General features: G+C 59.5%; 11 protein-coding genes. 4 read left to right on the forward strand and 7 right to left on the reverse strand.

Translation table 11 applies throughout. From position 1 onward, the window contains the following. Positions 1-14 precede the first annotated feature (14 nt). The 4 genes from lon to tig form a co-directional block, all read right to left on the reverse strand. Complete coding sequence (gene lon, locus I6L40_RS13855) at positions 15-2,369, reverse strand: endopeptidase La (protein WP_041207531.1); 2,355 nt, start codon at positions 2,367-2,369, stop codon at positions 15-17. A 141-nt stretch (positions 2,370-2,510) separates the two neighbouring features. After that, positions 2,511-3,785 carry an ATP-dependent protease ATP-binding subunit ClpX gene (gene clpX / locus I6L40_RS13860; protein ID WP_033113123.1) on the reverse strand — a complete coding sequence of 425 codons (1,275 nt, stop codon included), beginning with the start codon at positions 3,783-3,785 and terminating at the stop codon, positions 2,511-2,513. Between the two features lie 70 nt (positions 3,786-3,855). Beyond that, positions 3,856-4,479: an ATP-dependent Clp endopeptidase proteolytic subunit ClpP gene (gene clpP / locus I6L40_RS13865; RefSeq protein WP_033113124.1), complete on the reverse strand. Its 624-nt coding sequence runs from the start codon at positions 4,477-4,479 to the stop codon at positions 3,856-3,858. Positions 4,480-4,565: 86 nt separating this feature from the next. Then, the gene (gene tig, locus I6L40_RS13870; RefSeq protein ID WP_041207530.1) at positions 4,566-5,876 is read right to left on the reverse strand and encodes a trigger factor; all 1,311 of its coding nucleotides are present in this window, start codon (positions 5,874-5,876) and stop codon (positions 4,566-4,568) included. 457 nt (positions 5,877-6,333) lie between these two features. On the opposite strand from tig, the gene I6L40_RS13875 reads away from it, so the two are divergent. Together I6L40_RS13875 and yfbR are read left to right on the forward strand one after the other, a co-directional pair. Beyond that, positions 6,334-6,768 (forward strand): YccF domain-containing protein, encoded by a 435-nt coding sequence (locus tag I6L40_RS13875; RefSeq protein WP_042032366.1) that lies wholly within the window; start codon positions 6,334-6,336, stop codon positions 6,766-6,768. A gap of 95 nt (positions 6,769-6,863) precedes the next feature. Further along, complete coding sequence (gene yfbR / locus I6L40_RS13880) at positions 6,864-7,454, forward strand: 5'-deoxynucleotidase (RefSeq protein WP_216994432.1); 591 nt, start codon at positions 6,864-6,866, stop codon at positions 7,452-7,454. A 99-nt stretch (positions 7,455-7,553) separates the two neighbouring features. On the opposite strand, the gene lolE is transcribed toward yfbR, so the two are convergent. Genes lolE through I6L40_RS13895 form a run of 3 tightly spaced genes read right to left on the reverse strand, consistent with a single transcriptional unit; the run spans position 7,554 to position 10,784 of the window. After that, complete coding sequence (gene lolE / locus I6L40_RS13885; protein WP_071910480.1) at positions 7,554-8,795, reverse strand: lipoprotein-releasing ABC transporter permease subunit LolE; 1,242 nt, start codon at positions 8,793-8,795, stop codon at positions 7,554-7,556. Next, positions 8,795-9,493, reverse strand: a complete 699-nt coding sequence (lolD, locus tag I6L40_RS13890; RefSeq protein WP_216994433.1) for a lipoprotein-releasing ABC transporter ATP-binding protein LolD — start codon at positions 9,491-9,493, stop codon at positions 8,795-8,797. Before lolD ends, lolE begins: the two co-directional genes overlap by 1 nt. Before the next feature lie 55 nt (positions 9,494-9,548). Continuing rightward, a complete protein-coding gene (locus I6L40_RS13895; RefSeq protein ID WP_216994434.1) occupies positions 9,549-10,784 on the reverse strand; it encodes a lipoprotein-releasing ABC transporter permease subunit in 1,236 nt (411 codons plus the stop codon). 76 nt (positions 10,785-10,860) lie between these two features. On the opposite strand from I6L40_RS13895, the gene I6L40_RS13900 reads away from it, so the two are divergent. Next, the gene (locus I6L40_RS13900; protein ID WP_033113131.1) at positions 10,861-11,439 is read left to right on the forward strand and encodes a PilZ domain-containing protein; all 579 of its coding nucleotides are present in this window, start codon (positions 10,861-10,863) and stop codon (positions 11,437-11,439) included. Between the two features lie 18 nt (positions 11,440-11,457). Next, positions 11,458-14,922, forward strand: a complete 3,465-nt coding sequence (gene mfd, locus I6L40_RS13905; RefSeq protein WP_216995438.1) for a transcription-repair coupling factor — start codon at positions 11,458-11,460, stop codon at positions 14,920-14,922. The last annotated feature ends 35 nt before the right edge of the window (positions 14,923-14,957 follow it).

The following is a 14,957-nucleotide window of genomic DNA, read 5'->3' on the forward strand; positions in this document are numbered from 1 at the left end:
CGGCGCATCAAAATTTACACGACAGAAACGCGCTCAAACCCTTGCGGATTGTCCTGCAACGCCAGTTCCAGCACCTCGTCTATCCAGCGAACGGGATAGATTTCAAGGTCTTGTTTGACGTTTGCCGGGATCTCCTCGAGGTCACGTTCGTTCTCTTTCGGGATCAGCACACGCTTGATACCACCACGGTGAGCAGCCAGCAGTTTCTCTTTGAGACCACCGATGGGCAGCACTTCACCACGCAAGGTGATTTCACCTGTCATGGCCACATCAGCACGAACCGGATTACCGGTCAAGCTGGAGACCAGCGCAGTACACATGGCGATACCGGCGCTCGGGCCATCTTTCGGGGTTGCCCCTTCCGGTACGTGCACGTGAATGTCACGCTTCTCATAGAAGTCGGCGTTGATGCGCAGCTTCTCGGCACGGGCTCGAACGACGGTCATGGCAGCCTGGATAGACTCCTGCATCACATCACCCAAAGAACCGGTGTAAGTGAGCTTGCCCTTGCCCGGCATGTTGGTGGTCTCGATGGTGAGCAGATCGCCCCCCACCTCGGTCCACGCCAGACCACATACCTGACCAATCTGGTTCTGGTCGGTGGCCTTGCCGTAATCGAAGCGCTGCACCCCGAGGAACTCCTTGAGGTTCTCCTGATTGACCTGAACATGCTTGATGCTCTTGTCCAGCAGAATGCGCTTGACCGCTTTGCGACAGATCTTGGAGATTTCGCGCTCCAGACTCCGTACCCCGGCTTCACGGGTGTAGTAACGGATCACCCCGACCAGCGCCGAATCCTCGATGGTGATCTCGGAGGCTTTCAGGCCGTTGCGCTGGATCTGCTTGGCAACCAGATGCTGCTTGGCAATGTTGAGCTTCTCATCTTCGGTGTAACCGGAGAGACGGATCACTTCCATCCGGTCCAGCAGGGGACCCGGGATGTTCATGGAGTTGGAGGTGGCCACGAACATCACGTCCGACAGGTCATAATCCACTTCCAGGTAGTGATCGTTGAAGCTGTTGTTCTGCTCGGGATCGAGTACCTCCAGCAGAGCGGAAGCAGGATCACCACGCATGTCCGAGCTCATCTTGTCGATTTCGTCGAGCAGGAACAGCGGGTTCTTCACGCCAACTTTCGCCATCTTCTGGATGAGCTTGCCTGGCATGGAACCGATGTAGGTACGACGGTGACCGCGGATCTCCGCTTCATCACGCACCCCACCGAGGGCCATCCGCACATATTTGCGGCCGGTCGCCTTGGCGATGGATTGGCCCAGCGAGGTCTTGCCCACACCGGGAGGGCCAACCAGACAGAGGATCGGGCCCTTGAGCTTATTGACGCGCGCCTGCACCGCCAGATATTCGAGGATGCGATCCTTGACCTTCTCAAGACCATAGTGGTCGGCATCCAGCACCTCTTGCGCCTTGCCCAGGTCTTTCTTGACCTTGGAGCGCGCCTTCCACGGCACCTGTACCATCCAGTCCACATAGCTGCGAACCACGGTAGCCTCGGCAGACATGGGAGACATCATCTTCAGCTTGGCAAGCTCGGCCTGGGCCTTTTCACGGGCATCTTCCGGCATGCCAGCCTCTTCAATCTTGCGATTGAGGGCTTCAAACTCATCCGGGCTATCTTCCAGCTCACCCAGCTCTTTCTGGATGGCCTTCATCTGCTCGTTGAGGTAATACTCGCGCTGGCTCTTTTCCATCTGCTTTTTGACGCGGGTACGGATGCGCTTCTCGACCTGCAGCAGGTCAATTTCCGACTCCATCATCGCCATCAGGAATTCGATGCGCTCGGAGACAGAGACAATCTCCAGCACCTTCTGTTTGTCTTCCAGCTTGAGCGGCATGTGAGCGGCCATGGTATCGGCCAGACGCGCAGCATCGTCGATCGCCGAAATCGAGGTGAGTACCTCGGGCGGGATCTTCTTGTTGAGCTTGATGTAACCTTCAAACTGGCCGATGGCGGAGCGAACCAGAACTTCCTGATCCTTGTCGTCAATGGCCTTGGAGGAGATGTACTGGGCCTCGCAGACAAAGAAGTCCTTGTCGTCGATCATCCGCTCCAGGCGAGCACGCTGCCCACCCTCTACCAGCACCTTGACGGTGCCATCCGGCAGTTTGAGCATCTGCAGAATATTGGCCACTGTCCCGACGGTGAAGATCTCCTCCACGGTCGGCTCATCGGTTGACGCATCCTTCTGGGCCACCAGCAGAACTTTCTTGTCCTGCTCCATGGCCGCTTCCAGACAGCGAATGGATTTTTCCCGCCCCACAAAGAGTGGAATGACCATGTGGGGATAAACCACCACGTCACGAAGAGGCAGGACGGGAATCTCGATGCGTTCTGAACGCTCTAGGTTCATATATGTCCTCTCGGCTTGTTATACCGTTGGCAAAGCGCTTGGCTGAGTATATGGGGGCGCTCCAACGAGATTCAATCGTCTAAACCGCAAAAAGCATGAAAGGGGCAAAAAGCCCCTTCCATTTGATTAAAAATCAGACTGTTACTCTGATGCGGCAGCTTGAGTCTCGGGATTTTCGTAGATCATCAAGGGCGCGGAGTCCCCTTTGATCACGGTCTCGTCGATCACCACCTTGCTGACCCCTTCTAAGGAAGGCAGGTCATACATGGTATCGAGCAGCACGGCTTCCACGATGGAACGCAGACCACGAGCACCGGTTTTACGCTCCATCGCCTTGCGGGCAATGGCGTGCAGCGCATCTTCACGGAACTCCAGCTCAACCCCTTCCAGATCGAACAGCGCGGCATACTGCTTGGTCAGCGCGTTTTTCGGCTCTTGCAGGATCTGGATGAGCGCAGCCTCGTCCAGTTCGGTCAGGGTAGCCACCACCGGCAGACGGCCGATGAACTCGGGGATCAGACCGTACTTGATCAGATCTTCCGGCTCCACCTTGGCGAAGGTTTCGCTCAAGGAGGCCTTGGCATCCTTGGACTTCACCTCGGCGCCAAAACCGATACCGGTTCCCTTGACGGAACGCTGCTCGATCACCTTGTCCAGACCGGCAAAGGCACCACCACAGATGAAGAGGATCTTGGAGGTATCAACCTGCAAGAACTCTTGCTGCGGATGCTTGCGACCACCTTGCGGCGGCACGGAAGCGATGGTCCCTTCAATCAGCTTGAGCAGGGCCTGCTGTACCCCTTCCCCGGAGACATCGCGGGTAATGGAGGGGTTGTCCGACTTGCGGGAGATCTTGTCGATCTCGTCGATGTAGACGATGCCACGCTGGGCCTTCTCCACGTCGTAGTCGCACTTTTGCAGCAGCTTCTGGATGATGTTTTCCACGTCCTCGCCCACATAACCGGCTTCGGTCAGGGTGGTCGCATCGGCCATGGTAAACGGCACATCCAGCAGGCGAGCCAGGGTCTCGGCCAGCAGGGTCTTGCCGCTACCGGTCGGGCCAATCAGCAGAATGTTGGACTTGCCCAGCTCCACACCACTGTTTTCGCCGCTGTTGCGCAGGCGCTTGTAGTGGTTGTAGACGGCAACGGCCAACACCTTCTTGGCGTACTCCTGCCCGATCACATAGTCATCGAGATGAGCGCGGATCTGATGAGGGGTCGGCAGCTCGTTACCATCGCGCTTGGGAGAGATCTCGCGGATCTCCTCGCGGATGATGTCGTTGCACAGCTCGACACACTCATCACATATGTAGACGGAAGGGCCAGCGATCAGCTTACGCACTTCATGCTGGCTTTTGCCGCAAAAAGAGCAGTAGAGCAGCTTATCACCCTCACCCTTGCGTTTTTCTGTCATTCAGCAACCTCGTTTTATCAATAGAGGATGGATCGGCCTGTTGAGTTTACAACAGACCGGGACACCCTGCTCAGCCGCGCTGAGTCAAGACACCGTCGACCAGACCGTAAGCGACTGCCTGCTCGGCAGACATGAAGTTGTCGCGGTCGGTGTCGCGTTCGATGGTAGCCATATCCTGACCGGTATGGAAAGCCAAACGCTCGTTCAGGGTATTTTTGATCTTCAGGATCTCCTGGGCGTGGATCTGGATATCAGATGCCTGGCCCTGGAAACCGCCCAGCGGCTGGTGGATCATCACGCGGGCATTGGGCAGGCAGAAACGCTTGCCCTTGGCACCACCAGCCAGCAGGAAGGCGCCCATGGAGCAGGCCTGCCCCATGCAGACGGTGCTCACGTCCGGCTTGATGAACTGCATGGTGTCATAGATGGACATGCCGGCAGTCACGGAGCCGCCCGGAGAGTTGATGTAGATGTAGATGTCCTTGTCCGGGTTCTCGGACTCGAGGAACAGCAACTGGGCAACCACCAGATTGGCCATGTGATCTTCAACCTGACCGGTCAGGAAGATCACCCGCTCTTTCAGCAGACGGGAGTAAATATCGTAGGAACGCTCACCCTTGGCAGTCTGTTCGACTACGATGGGGACCAGCGCATTGCTGGGAGAATCGGTCACATCGTTATAGTTCTTGTACATAAGGCATTGTCCCTAAAATAAAATGGCCCGAGTGGAGATCACACGAGCCATTATACTTAACAGTCTTGACCTTAAGTCAAATGTTCTTAGGCAGCGGCGCCAGACTTGTTGATCACTTCGTCAAAGGCAACTTCTTTTTCGGTCACTTGCGCTTTGGAGAGGATCAGGTCGATAGCTTGATCTTCGATGGCCAGGTTACGAACGCCGTTCAGCATCTGTTCGTTCTTCTGGTAGTACTCGATCACTTCTTTCGGATCTTCGTACGCAGTGGCCATGGATTCGATGATGCTGGTCACGCGAGCATCATCAGCCTTGATTTCGTTGGTGCGGATCACATCGCCCAGCAGCAGACCTACGCGTACACGACGCTCGGCCTGAGCCTGGAACAGCTCAGCAGGCAGCTCCGGAGCGTTGCCGCCCTGGAAACCACCGAAGCGCTGCAGAGCCTGCTGACGCAGTGCGTCGATCTCTTGCGCAACGGCAGCTTTCGGCAGATCGATTTGGTTGGCTTCAACCAGACCGTTCAGAACCTGCTCTTTCACGCTGTTTTTCAGGGCTTGAGCCAGTTCGCGCTCCATGTTCTTGCGCACTTCGGCTTTCAGCTCTTCAACAGAACCGCTTTCGATACCGAAACGCTTGACGAACTCTTCAGTCAGCTCAGGCAGGATCTGCTCTTCCACCTTGTTCAGCTTGGAAGCGAACTTGGCCGCTTTGCCTTTCAGGTTTTCAGCGTGGTAGTCAGCAGGGAAGGTCACTTCGATGGTGAACTCGTCGCCAGCTTTCTTGCCCAGGATGGCATCTTCGAAGCCAGGGATCATGCGGCCGGCACCCAGTACCAGGTTGAAGCCTTCAGCCTTGCCACCTTCGAACTCTTCACCGTCGATGGAACCGACGAAGTCCATGGTCACACGCATGCCATTGGCAGCAGCTACGTCAGCCTCAGCCCAGGTAGCGTGTTGCTTGCGCAGGGTGTCGATCATGTTGGCCAGATCTTCGTCCTTCACAGTAGCAACCGGCTTCTCAACCTTGATGCTCTCCAGACCGGCAACTTCGAACTCCGGGTACACTTCGAAAGTGGCGGTGAATTCGAAATCTTCGCCTTCTTTGATCTCTTTCGGATCCATGGTCGGCGCGCCAGCCGGGCTCAGTTTGTTTTCGATGATGGCTTTGATGAAGTTGTTCTGCATCATTTCATCGGCAACACGGGCGTGAGCCATGGCACCAAACATCTTCTTGATGATGGCAACCGGAGCCTTGCCAGGACGGAAACCGTCGATGCGACGGGTTTTGGCCAGGCCGTTCAATTCTTTGCGCACAGCGGCGTCTACGGTAGCAGCCGGTACAGTGATGGTAAGACGGCGTTCCAGACCCTGGGTTGTCTCTACAGAAACTTGCATTCTTCTACCTCGTTCAACTCAGCACTGTGTGCTGACCCTTTATTGCCTCCGGGCAAAGCCGGAGTCTTCCTGTTTATAAAGACAACAATATGTCTTTGTGATGAGAAAATATGACGCGGCATTATAGCGGCGCACTCTGGTCGAGTCGAGCCACACAACCCCCACATTGGGCGCCGCAGAGGCACAATTCGTGCAAAAGTGCTCTTTATATGGGGAGTTGCAGCCCGGACTTCAACTGGCATTGCGCGATATTTTTGCGCTTGCTCACCTTTTTCTGCGCAAATTTGCCTGAAACGCCGATCTATTGGTCAATATCCGGCAACGGAATACCCGCTGCCCATAGGAGGTATCACGACCCGGGTTGACCAGCCCGATGCATCCGGGCCAATCAATCGTTGCGTCCCCTGCCCTCCCTCGTTATGGTGGCAACCAACTTGATAAGTCTGGAGTATCCCACATGGCCTTTTTCCGCTTCTTGTTCAATCTGCTCTGGTTTGTACTGGGAGGTGTCTTTATGGGCCTGGCCTGGTGGCTGGCCGGTCTGCTCTGCTTTATCTCGCTGGTCGGCATCCCCTGGGGGCGCGCCTGCTTCGTCATTGGCACCTTCACCTTCTTCCCTTTCGGCAAGCAGGCGGTCAGTCGCAAGGCGATGACGGGTCAAGGTGATATCGGCACCGGCACACTCGGGCTGATTGGCAACATCATCTGGTTCGTGCTGATCGGGATCTGGCTGGCCATCGGCCACATTGCATCTGCGCTGGCCTGCTTCATCACCATCGTCGGCATCCCGTTTGGCATCCAGCACCTCAAGCTGGCCATCATCAGTCTGGCCCCCATCGGCCAGATGATCGTGACCAATCAGGAAGCCGAATCAGGCCGCTATATCCGCTGAGAGGGTTAAAAATCGGATGGCAGGCGGTGCCTGTATTGCAAAAAAAGGGCAGACTAGGGTCTGCCCTTTTTCATTGCATCCATTCGAGGCATCCCATGCTCCCCAGCCACTTTTTTGCCAATCTCGCCCGCATGAAGCTCATCTACCGCTGGCCACTGATGCGCAACATCCAACCGGAAAACATCGCCGAGCACAGCCTGCAGGTCGCCATGGTGGCCCATGCTCTGGCCATCATCAAAAACCGGCTCTTTGGCGGCACTGTGAATGCCGACCGCGCCGCAGTGATGGCGCTCTACCACGACAGCAGCGAGGTGCTGACCGGCGATCTGCCCACCCCGGTCAAGTACTTCAATCCCGAGATTGCCCGCGAGTACAAGAAGATTGAACTGGCCGCCGAACAGCGCCTGCTTGGCATGCTGCCAGCAGAACTGGTAGAGGATTTTCGCCCGCTGCTCGATTCGGCAGCCCAGGATGGCGAGCTGGCCAGACTGGTCAAGGATGCCGACACCCTCTGCGCCTATACCAAGTGTCTGGAGGAGATCAACGCCGGCAACCGGGAGTTTGAACCGGCTCGCAAACGCCTTGAGGCGATGCTGGAAGCCCGGATGAGCGAGGAGATGCGCTACTTTATCGACACCTTCGTTGCGAGCTTCTCTCTGCCGCTCGATGAGTTGAACGCCCACTAAGTCCGCTCACCACATCGACACACAGACAAAAAACAGAAGAGCCCGCCGGTTTAACACCGGCGGGCTCTTTGTCTTTATCAGCGGATCAGATGCAGCGCATCAGTGACCCAGCTCGCGAGACGGCACCAGACCGCTCGCCCGCCAGGCGGGATAGAGGGTCGCAACCAGACTCATCAGGATGGCCGCCCCCGTCACGATAAGCAGATCCTGCATATGCAACTCGGTCGGCAGGAAGTCGATGAAGTAGATATCCGGATTGAGGAAGCGGTGGCCAATGAGCTTCTCGATAACACCCAGGATCTGGGTCAGCTTGCTGGAGAGCAGGCCCCCCAGCAGCGCGCCGAGCAGGGCACCGGCCACGCCGTTTACCATCCCCTGAATAACGAAGGTAAGCCGGATCTGGCCAGGACTCGCCCCCATAGTCTTGAGGATGGCGATCTCGCTGCGTTTCTCGTTCACCGCCATCACCAGGGTGGAGACGATATTGAAGCAGGCCACGGCCACCACCATCAGCATCACCACATACATGACGGTACGCACCATCTGGATGTCCTGATAGAGGTAACCCTGGCTGTTCATCCAGCTGCGGATATAGACGTGATGAGGGAAGCGCTGGGCCGCCGCGACCGTGATGGGCTGCGCCTTGAGCACATCGCTCACCCGCAGGCTGAAGCCCTCCACATCGCTGCCCATACCGGTGATCGCTTGCGCATCGGTCAGGTGCATGAAACCGAGCAGGCCATCGAGCTGGCCGCCGATCTCCAGCAACCCGACCACAGTCAGGGTTTCCCGGCGGGGATTCTTGATCCCCGTCTGATCACCCCCTTGCGGCAACAACAGAGCAAGGGTGTCACCAACCTTCACCCCCAGCTTGTCGGCGATGGTCTTGCCGAGGATCACCCCCCGCTCGCCGGGCTGCAGCTCACGCAGGCCACGGCCCGTCATGTATTTGCCGGCATCGGAGAGATTGGCTTCCAGATCGGGCAGCACGGCACGCAGCTGAACCCCCTTGAGGGCGGAGCCGTGCTCCAGCAAGCCGTTGAGACGAATGACGGGGGCGGCAGCTTCCACCCCGGGCTGCGCCAGCAGGTAGTCGCGCAGACGGGGCCAATCCGGCAGCGGCCGCTCGACAGCGTCCAGCTCCCCTTGCGGCACCACGGAGAGCACCCGGTCTTTCAGTTCACGCTCGAAGCCGTTCATGGCGGAGAGGCCCAAGATCAGCGCCATCACCCCAAGGGCGATACCGATCAGGGAAGAGGCAGAGATAAAGGCGATAAACCCGTTGCGACGACGGGAGCGGCTATAGCGCAGGCCCAGAAAAAGGGGCAGCGGTTTGAACATCAGGCAACCTCCGCCATCACGCCGCTCACCAGCGTGACCCGGCGATGGAGCTTGGCCGCCAGGCTCAAATCATGGGTGACCACCACAAACGCAGTGCCCAGCTCACGGTTGAGCTCACAGAGCAGCTCGTAGACGGCGGTAGCGCTGGCGTGATCCAGGTTACCAGTCGGCTCGTCCGCCAGCACCAGACTCGGTTCGTTGACCAGCGCACGGGCAATCGCCACCCGCTGGCGTTCACCACCGGAGAGCTCGGACGGTCTGTGGTTGAGACGGTGGGAGAGCCCTACCCGCCCCAGCATCCGGGTCGCCTTCTCGGTAGCGACCGCTACCGATTCACCGGCGATCAGCAGCGGCATGGCCGCATTTTCCAGCGCACTGAACTCGGAGAGCAGGTGGTGGAACTGATAGACGAAACCCAGCTCCTGATTGCGAAAACGGGCCTGGGTACGGCTATCCCAGTGGTGAATATCCTCCCCCTTGAACAGCACGGCGCCGCTGGAGGGGTTATCGAGTGCCCCCATCAGGTGCAGCAGGGTGGTCTTGCCAGAGCCAGAGCTCCCCACTACCGCCAGCATCTCGCCCGGTGCGACGCTCAAATCGATCCCCTTGAGTACCTGGGTCTCCAGCTCACCCTCTTTGTAGACATGGTTGAGGGCCTGGCAACACAGCAGAGGCTCACGGGATACGGCTTCATTCATAAAGGGGGCTCCACTTGCTCCAGTAATCGCACCAGAGGTAACAACAGAAGATGAATTATTCATAACGCAGCGCCTCCGCCGGCTTCACCCGCGCCGCACGGGCAGCGGGATAAAGGGTGGCGCCGAAGCTGAGCAGCACTGCACCCAGCAAAATGGTGACGACCTGGGCTGGCTCGACGATGACCGGCAAGCCGCTGCCACCCGCAGCCATATAGAGGTTGAGCCCCACCGCATTGAGCAGCGGGTTGAGACCGAGGGTCAGGCCAAGCCCCACCAGCGCACCAAACAGGGAGCCAATCACCCCGCTGGAGGCACCGAGCACCATGAAGATTTTGACAATCCCCGACTCGCTCATGCCCATGGTACGCAGGATGGCCACTTCGCCCTCCTTGTCAGTCACCACCATCACCAGCGCAGAGAGGATGTTGAAGGTCGCAACGGCGATGATCAGCACCAGCATCAGCCCCATCATCCGCTTCTCCATGGCGACCGCCTGGAACAGCTCGCCCCGCTCACGGCGCCAATCCTGCCACAGCAGGCCGTCGGGCAGCGGCGTCTTGATCACCTGATCAGCGGCAAACGGATCATCGAGCCAGAGGCGAATGCCACCGACGGTTTCTGTCGGCAGCCGCAGCAGACGCTGGGCATCCCCCAGCGCAATGAACGCAATCTGGTTATCCACATCGGCACCGACCCCGAAGATACCGGAGACGGTAAAGAGGCGCTGGGCCGGCACCCGGCCAAAGGGGGTAAAGCGGGAGCCTTCGGTCAGGATCAGACGAACCTGATCGCCGATGGTGACATTGAGGCGACGCGCCACCCCCTGCCCCAGCACGATGCGGTAGTGACCGGCCTGCAAGGTATCGAGGCGCCCCCCCAGCATCTGGGAGTGCAGGATGTCATCCTTGGGCCAGAGGGCGGGATCGATCCCCTGCACGCTGACGCCGGTGAGCTGACCGGGGCTTTGCAGCATCCCTTCGCTGTCGAGCATGGGGGCCGTGGCCACCACATGAGGCAGCTTGGCCAGGTCAGGCAGCCCTTGCGGCACGGCATCAATGCGGCCAGCCTCGTTGGTGACCACCACATGGGGGATCACCCCGAGGATGCGCCCCTTGAGCTGGCCTTCGAAACCGTTCATCACCGAAATAACCACCATCAGGGCCGCAACCCCGATAGCAATGCCGAAGGTGGAGAACAGGGAGATAAATGAGACGAAGCGGTTGCTGCGCTTCGAGCCTGCATAACGCAGGCCGATGGCCAGCGAAAGGGGCTGAAAAAGTCCGGTCTTCAAGGATATCTACGTTGCCAACAAAATAAGATACCGGATAATAAAGGGAAACCGTCCATGACAACAAGGGATAGCCTCCATGCAGGAACAGTTCTTCAGCGTTACTCATGCCATGCCGGTCAATGTGATCCCCATGCCGGCAGACTTCCATCTCCCTTCGCTCACGGAGCTGGACGCTGAGCTGCCGGAGCCTTTTCGCATCTCCTCGGCCATCACCTCCATCGACATGGTGACCAGCCGGCTGCTGCGCAATCAGAACGAATCGATGCACGATCTGGTCGAGATCGTCAATCAGCAGTCGCGCAAGATCGACATGATCATGGGCTATGTGCTCTCCATGCAGGATCACCCCGAGCAGCGCTTCCACACCCTGCGCTTTGGCGCGGGCGAGCTCACCTACCTGCACCCCTATCATGGCCACGGGGATGCGCCGCATCCGCACCAGATTGTGCGCCTCAAGATCTTCCTGCGCGAAGAGGCTGCCGCCATCTACTGCTATGGCCAGGTCAGGGAGGTCACCCCGGGCGAGCATGGCACCCATGTGGTGCTCGACTATGTGCGGATCCGTGAAGATGACCGTGAACTGCTGGTACGCGCCAGCCTCCATGTGCAATCCAAACAGCTCAAACTGCGTGCCCAAGAGCGCCAACAACGTTAAAAGAATCGAACGATGCCAATGACACTCCCCGCCTTGCCCGCCAAAGCGGGCCAAAAGATCACGCTCGGCCAACTGGTCGGCAGCAGCCTCTCGCTCATCGCCGCTCGCCTTATTACACAAAACAAGGGGCCCGTGCTGCTGCTCACCGCAGACACCCCGAGTGCCCTGCGCCTTGAGCAGGAACTGCAATACCTGCTGGCCGACAAGGGCTGCCCGGTACTGCTGTTTCCGGATTGGGAAACCCTGCCCTACGACACCTTCTCCCCCCATCAGGACATCATCTCCCAGCGGCTCGAGACCCTCTACAAGCTGCCGCAGATGAGCAGCGGCGTACTGATCGTCCCCGTCTCAACCCTGATGCTGCGTTGTGCGCCGCGCGCCTATCTAGACAAATACAGCCTGATGGTGAAAAGCGGCCAGCGTCTCAACCTGCAACAGCTGCGCGGGCGCCTCGCCGAAGCGGGTTACGTGGCGGTGGATCAGGTGCTGGAGCACGGCGAGTTTGCCGCCCGCGGCTCCCTGCTCGATCTCTTTCCGATGGGCAGCAGCAGCCCCTATCGCATCGACTTCTTCGACGATGAAGTGGACTCCATCCGTCCATTCGATCCGGAAACCCAACGCTCCAGCGAGCCGGTCAAGAGCGTCAGCCTGCTGCCAGCCCGGGAGTTTCCGACCGATGAGGGGGCCATCGAGCTGTTTCGCGGCCACTATCGTGAGCAGTTCGAGATCTCCCGCGCCGAGGGCTCCGTCTATCAGGAGGTGAGCAAGGGGCGCTGGCCTGCCGGCATCGAGTATTATCTGCCGCTCTTCTTCGACCAGACTGCCTGCCTGTTTGACTACCTGCCGGCAGAGACCCTGTTGCTCACCGTGGGGGATATCTACCCCGCCGCCCAGCGCTTCTGGAACGACATCGAGCAACGCTACGAGGACAGGCGCTGGGACAATACCCGTCCCCTGCTCCCCCCGGCCCAGCTCTACCTGCCGGTGGAGCAGCTGTTTGCCGCTCTTGGCCACTACGGCGCCGTCAGGTTGCAGGAGGGGCCGACTGCCGGCGATGCGGGGCAACACGATATGCCGGCCAGCACGCTGCCGGACCTGCAACTCGACCACAGCAAGGAGCAGCCGCTGCTGGCGCTCAACCAGTTCCTGCAAGGCTTTGCCGGTCGTACCCTGTTTGCGGTGGAGTCCGAGGGTCGGCGTGAAGTGCTGGGCGAGCTGCTGGCGCGCATCGCGCTGCAACCCAAGGAGTTCCCCTCCCTCGACGCCTTTATGGCGAGCCAGGATCGCCACGGCCTGCTGGTTGCGCCGCTCGAGCGCGGTTTCCTGTGGCAAGAAGCCGGAGCTGATGCCAGTAATCAACCATTGGCCCTGATCACCGAAACCGAGCTACTGGGCGGCAAGGTACGCAGCAAGCGGGCACGGGAGAAGAGCAAAAACTTAAGCTCCGATGCGGTGATCCGCAACCTCGGCGAGCTGACCCAGGGCCAGCCGGTGGTGCACCTCGATCACGGGGTCGGCCGCTATCTGGGGCTTGAAACCATCGACGCCGGTGGCCTGCCCACCGAGTTTTTGACGCTCGAATATGCCGGCGGCGACAAGCTGTTCGTGCCGGTTACCAGTTTGCACCTTATCAGCCGCTACACCGGCTCCGACAACCCGCCCAGCCACAAGCTCGGCGGCGAGGCCTGGAGCAAGGCGCGGCGCAAGGCGGCGGAAAAAGTGCGCGACGTGGCGGCCGAGCTGCTCGATGTCTACGCCCACCGCGCGGCTCGCGCCGGCTTTGCCTTCAAACACGACCGCGAGGCCTATCGCCAGTTTGCCGCCGGCTTCCCGTTCGAGGAGACCGAGGATCAGCTCAACGCCATCAATGCGGTGCTGGGAGACATGTGTCAGGCCAAGAGCATGGATCGGCTGGTGTGCGGCGACGTAGGCTTCGGCAAGACAGAGGTGGCGATGCGGGCGGCATTTGTGGCCGTCCATGGCGGCAAACAGGTCGCCGTGCTGGTACCCACCACCCTGCTCGCCCAGCAGCACTACGACAACTTCCGCGACCGCTTCGCCAACTGGCCGGTGCGGGTCGAAGTACTGAGCCGCTTCCGCTCTGCCAAGGAGCAAAACAGCGTCATGCAGGAGCTGGCCGAGGGCAAGGTGGATATCATTATCGGCACCCACAAGCTGCTCGGCTCCGAACTCACCTTCAAGGATCTGGGGCTGCTCATCGTCGATGAAGAGCACAGATTCGGGGTGCGCCAGAAGGAGAAGATCAAGGCGCTGCGGGCCGACGTGGATATCCTCACCCTCACCGCCACCCCCATTCCGCGCACCCTCAACATGGCGATGTCGGGCATGCGGGATCTCTCCATCATCGCCACCCCGCCCGCCAAGCGGCTCGCCATCAAGACCTTCGTGCGCCAGCACGAACCGGCGGTGGTGCGCGAGGCGGTGCTGCGGGAATTGAAGCGTGGCGGGCAGGTCTACTACCTGCACAACGACGTGGAGAGTATCGAGAAGTGCGCGGCAGACCTTGCCGAACTGGTACCGGAGGCGCGCATCGGCATCGCCCACGGCCAGATGCGCGAGCGCGAGCTTGAGCGAGTGATGTCGGACTTCTACCACCAGCGCTTCAACCTGCTGGTCTGCACCACCATCATCGAGACCGGCATCGATGTACCGAGCGCCAACACCATCATCATGGACCGGGCGGATCATCTCGGTCTGGCCCAGCTGCACCAGCTGCGGGGCCGGGTTGGCCGCTCCCACCATCAGGCTTATGCCTACCTGCTCACTCCCCATCCCAAGCTGATGACCAAGGATGCGGCCAAGCGGCTGGAGGCGATTGCCTCGCTTGAAGATCTCGGCGCCGGTTTTGCACTGGCCACCCACGATCTGGAGATCCGCGGTGCAGGCGAACTGCTCGGCGACGATCAGAGCGGTCAGATCGAATCGGTCGGCTTCACCCTCTACATGGAGATGCTGGAGCAGGCGGTCGAGGCGCTGAAATCGGGCAAGGAGCCGTCACTCGAGCAACTGATGAGCCAGCACACCGAGGTGGAGCTGCGCCTGCCGGCGCTCTTGCCGGACGACTACATCCCGGACGTCAACATGCGCCTCTCCATGTACAAGCGGATTGCGAGCGCGGCGGACGAACAGGAGCTGCGCGAGCTGAAAGTGGAGCTGATCGACCGTTTCGGCCTGTTGCCGGAGGCAACCAAAACCCTGCTGGAGCTGGCGGCCTTCCGTCAGCGTGCTACCGCCCTTGGCATTCGCCGGGTGGAGATGAGCGAGCGCGGCGGCTATCTCGACTTCACCCAGGAGACCAAGGTCAATCCAACCTATCTGGTCAAGCTCCTCTCCGAGCAGCCGCGCATCTACAAGATGGACGGGCCGACCCGGCTGCGCTTCCAGGTGCCGACACAGGACAGGGCTATGCGCCTCAAGCTGGTGGATGGCTTGCTGGCGGATCTGGCCAGTCACAGCCAGTAACGGCTGCAAACGCCAAAACGAAACGGGAGCCGTAC

It is taken from the genome of Aeromonas sp. FDAARGOS 1410 (assembly GCF_019048745.1).
GTDB classification, from domain to species: Bacteria; Pseudomonadota; Gammaproteobacteria; order Enterobacterales; family Aeromonadaceae; genus Aeromonas; species Aeromonas jandaei.

Bases quoted from the DNA above. Each gene is read 5' to 3' on its own strand.
- lon (WP_041207531.1), bottom strand. From the start codon at position 2,369: ATGAACCTAGAGCGTTCAGAACGCATCGAGATTCCCGTCCTGCCTCTT.
- clpX (WP_033113123.1), bottom strand. From the start codon at position 3,785: ATGACAGAAAAACGCAAGGGTGAGGGTGATAAGCTGCTCTACTGCTCT.
- lolE (WP_071910480.1), bottom strand. From the start codon at position 8,795: ATGTTCAAACCGCTGCCCCTTTTTCTGGGCCTGCGCTATAGCCGCTCC.
- lolD (WP_216994433.1), bottom strand. From the start codon at position 9,493: ATGAATGAAGCCGTATCCCGTGAGCCTCTGCTGTGTTGCCAGGCCCTC.
- yfbR (WP_216994432.1), top strand. From the start codon at position 6,864: ATGCTCCCCAGCCACTTTTTTGCCAATCTCGCCCGCATGAAGCTCATC.
- I6L40_RS13875 (WP_042032366.1), top strand. From the start codon at position 6,334: ATGGCCTTTTTCCGCTTCTTGTTCAATCTGCTCTGGTTTGTACTGGGA.
- clpP (WP_033113124.1), bottom strand. From the start codon at position 4,479: ATGTACAAGAACTATAACGATGTGACCGATTCTCCCAGCAATGCGCTG.
- mfd (WP_216995438.1), top strand. From the start codon at position 11,458: ATGACACTCCCCGCCTTGCCCGCCAAAGCGGGCCAAAAGATCACGCTC.
- tig (WP_041207530.1), bottom strand. From the start codon at position 5,876: ATGCAAGTTTCTGTAGAGACAACCCAGGGTCTGGAACGCCGTCTTACC.
- I6L40_RS13900 (WP_033113131.1), top strand. From the start codon at position 10,861: ATGCAGGAACAGTTCTTCAGCGTTACTCATGCCATGCCGGTCAATGTG.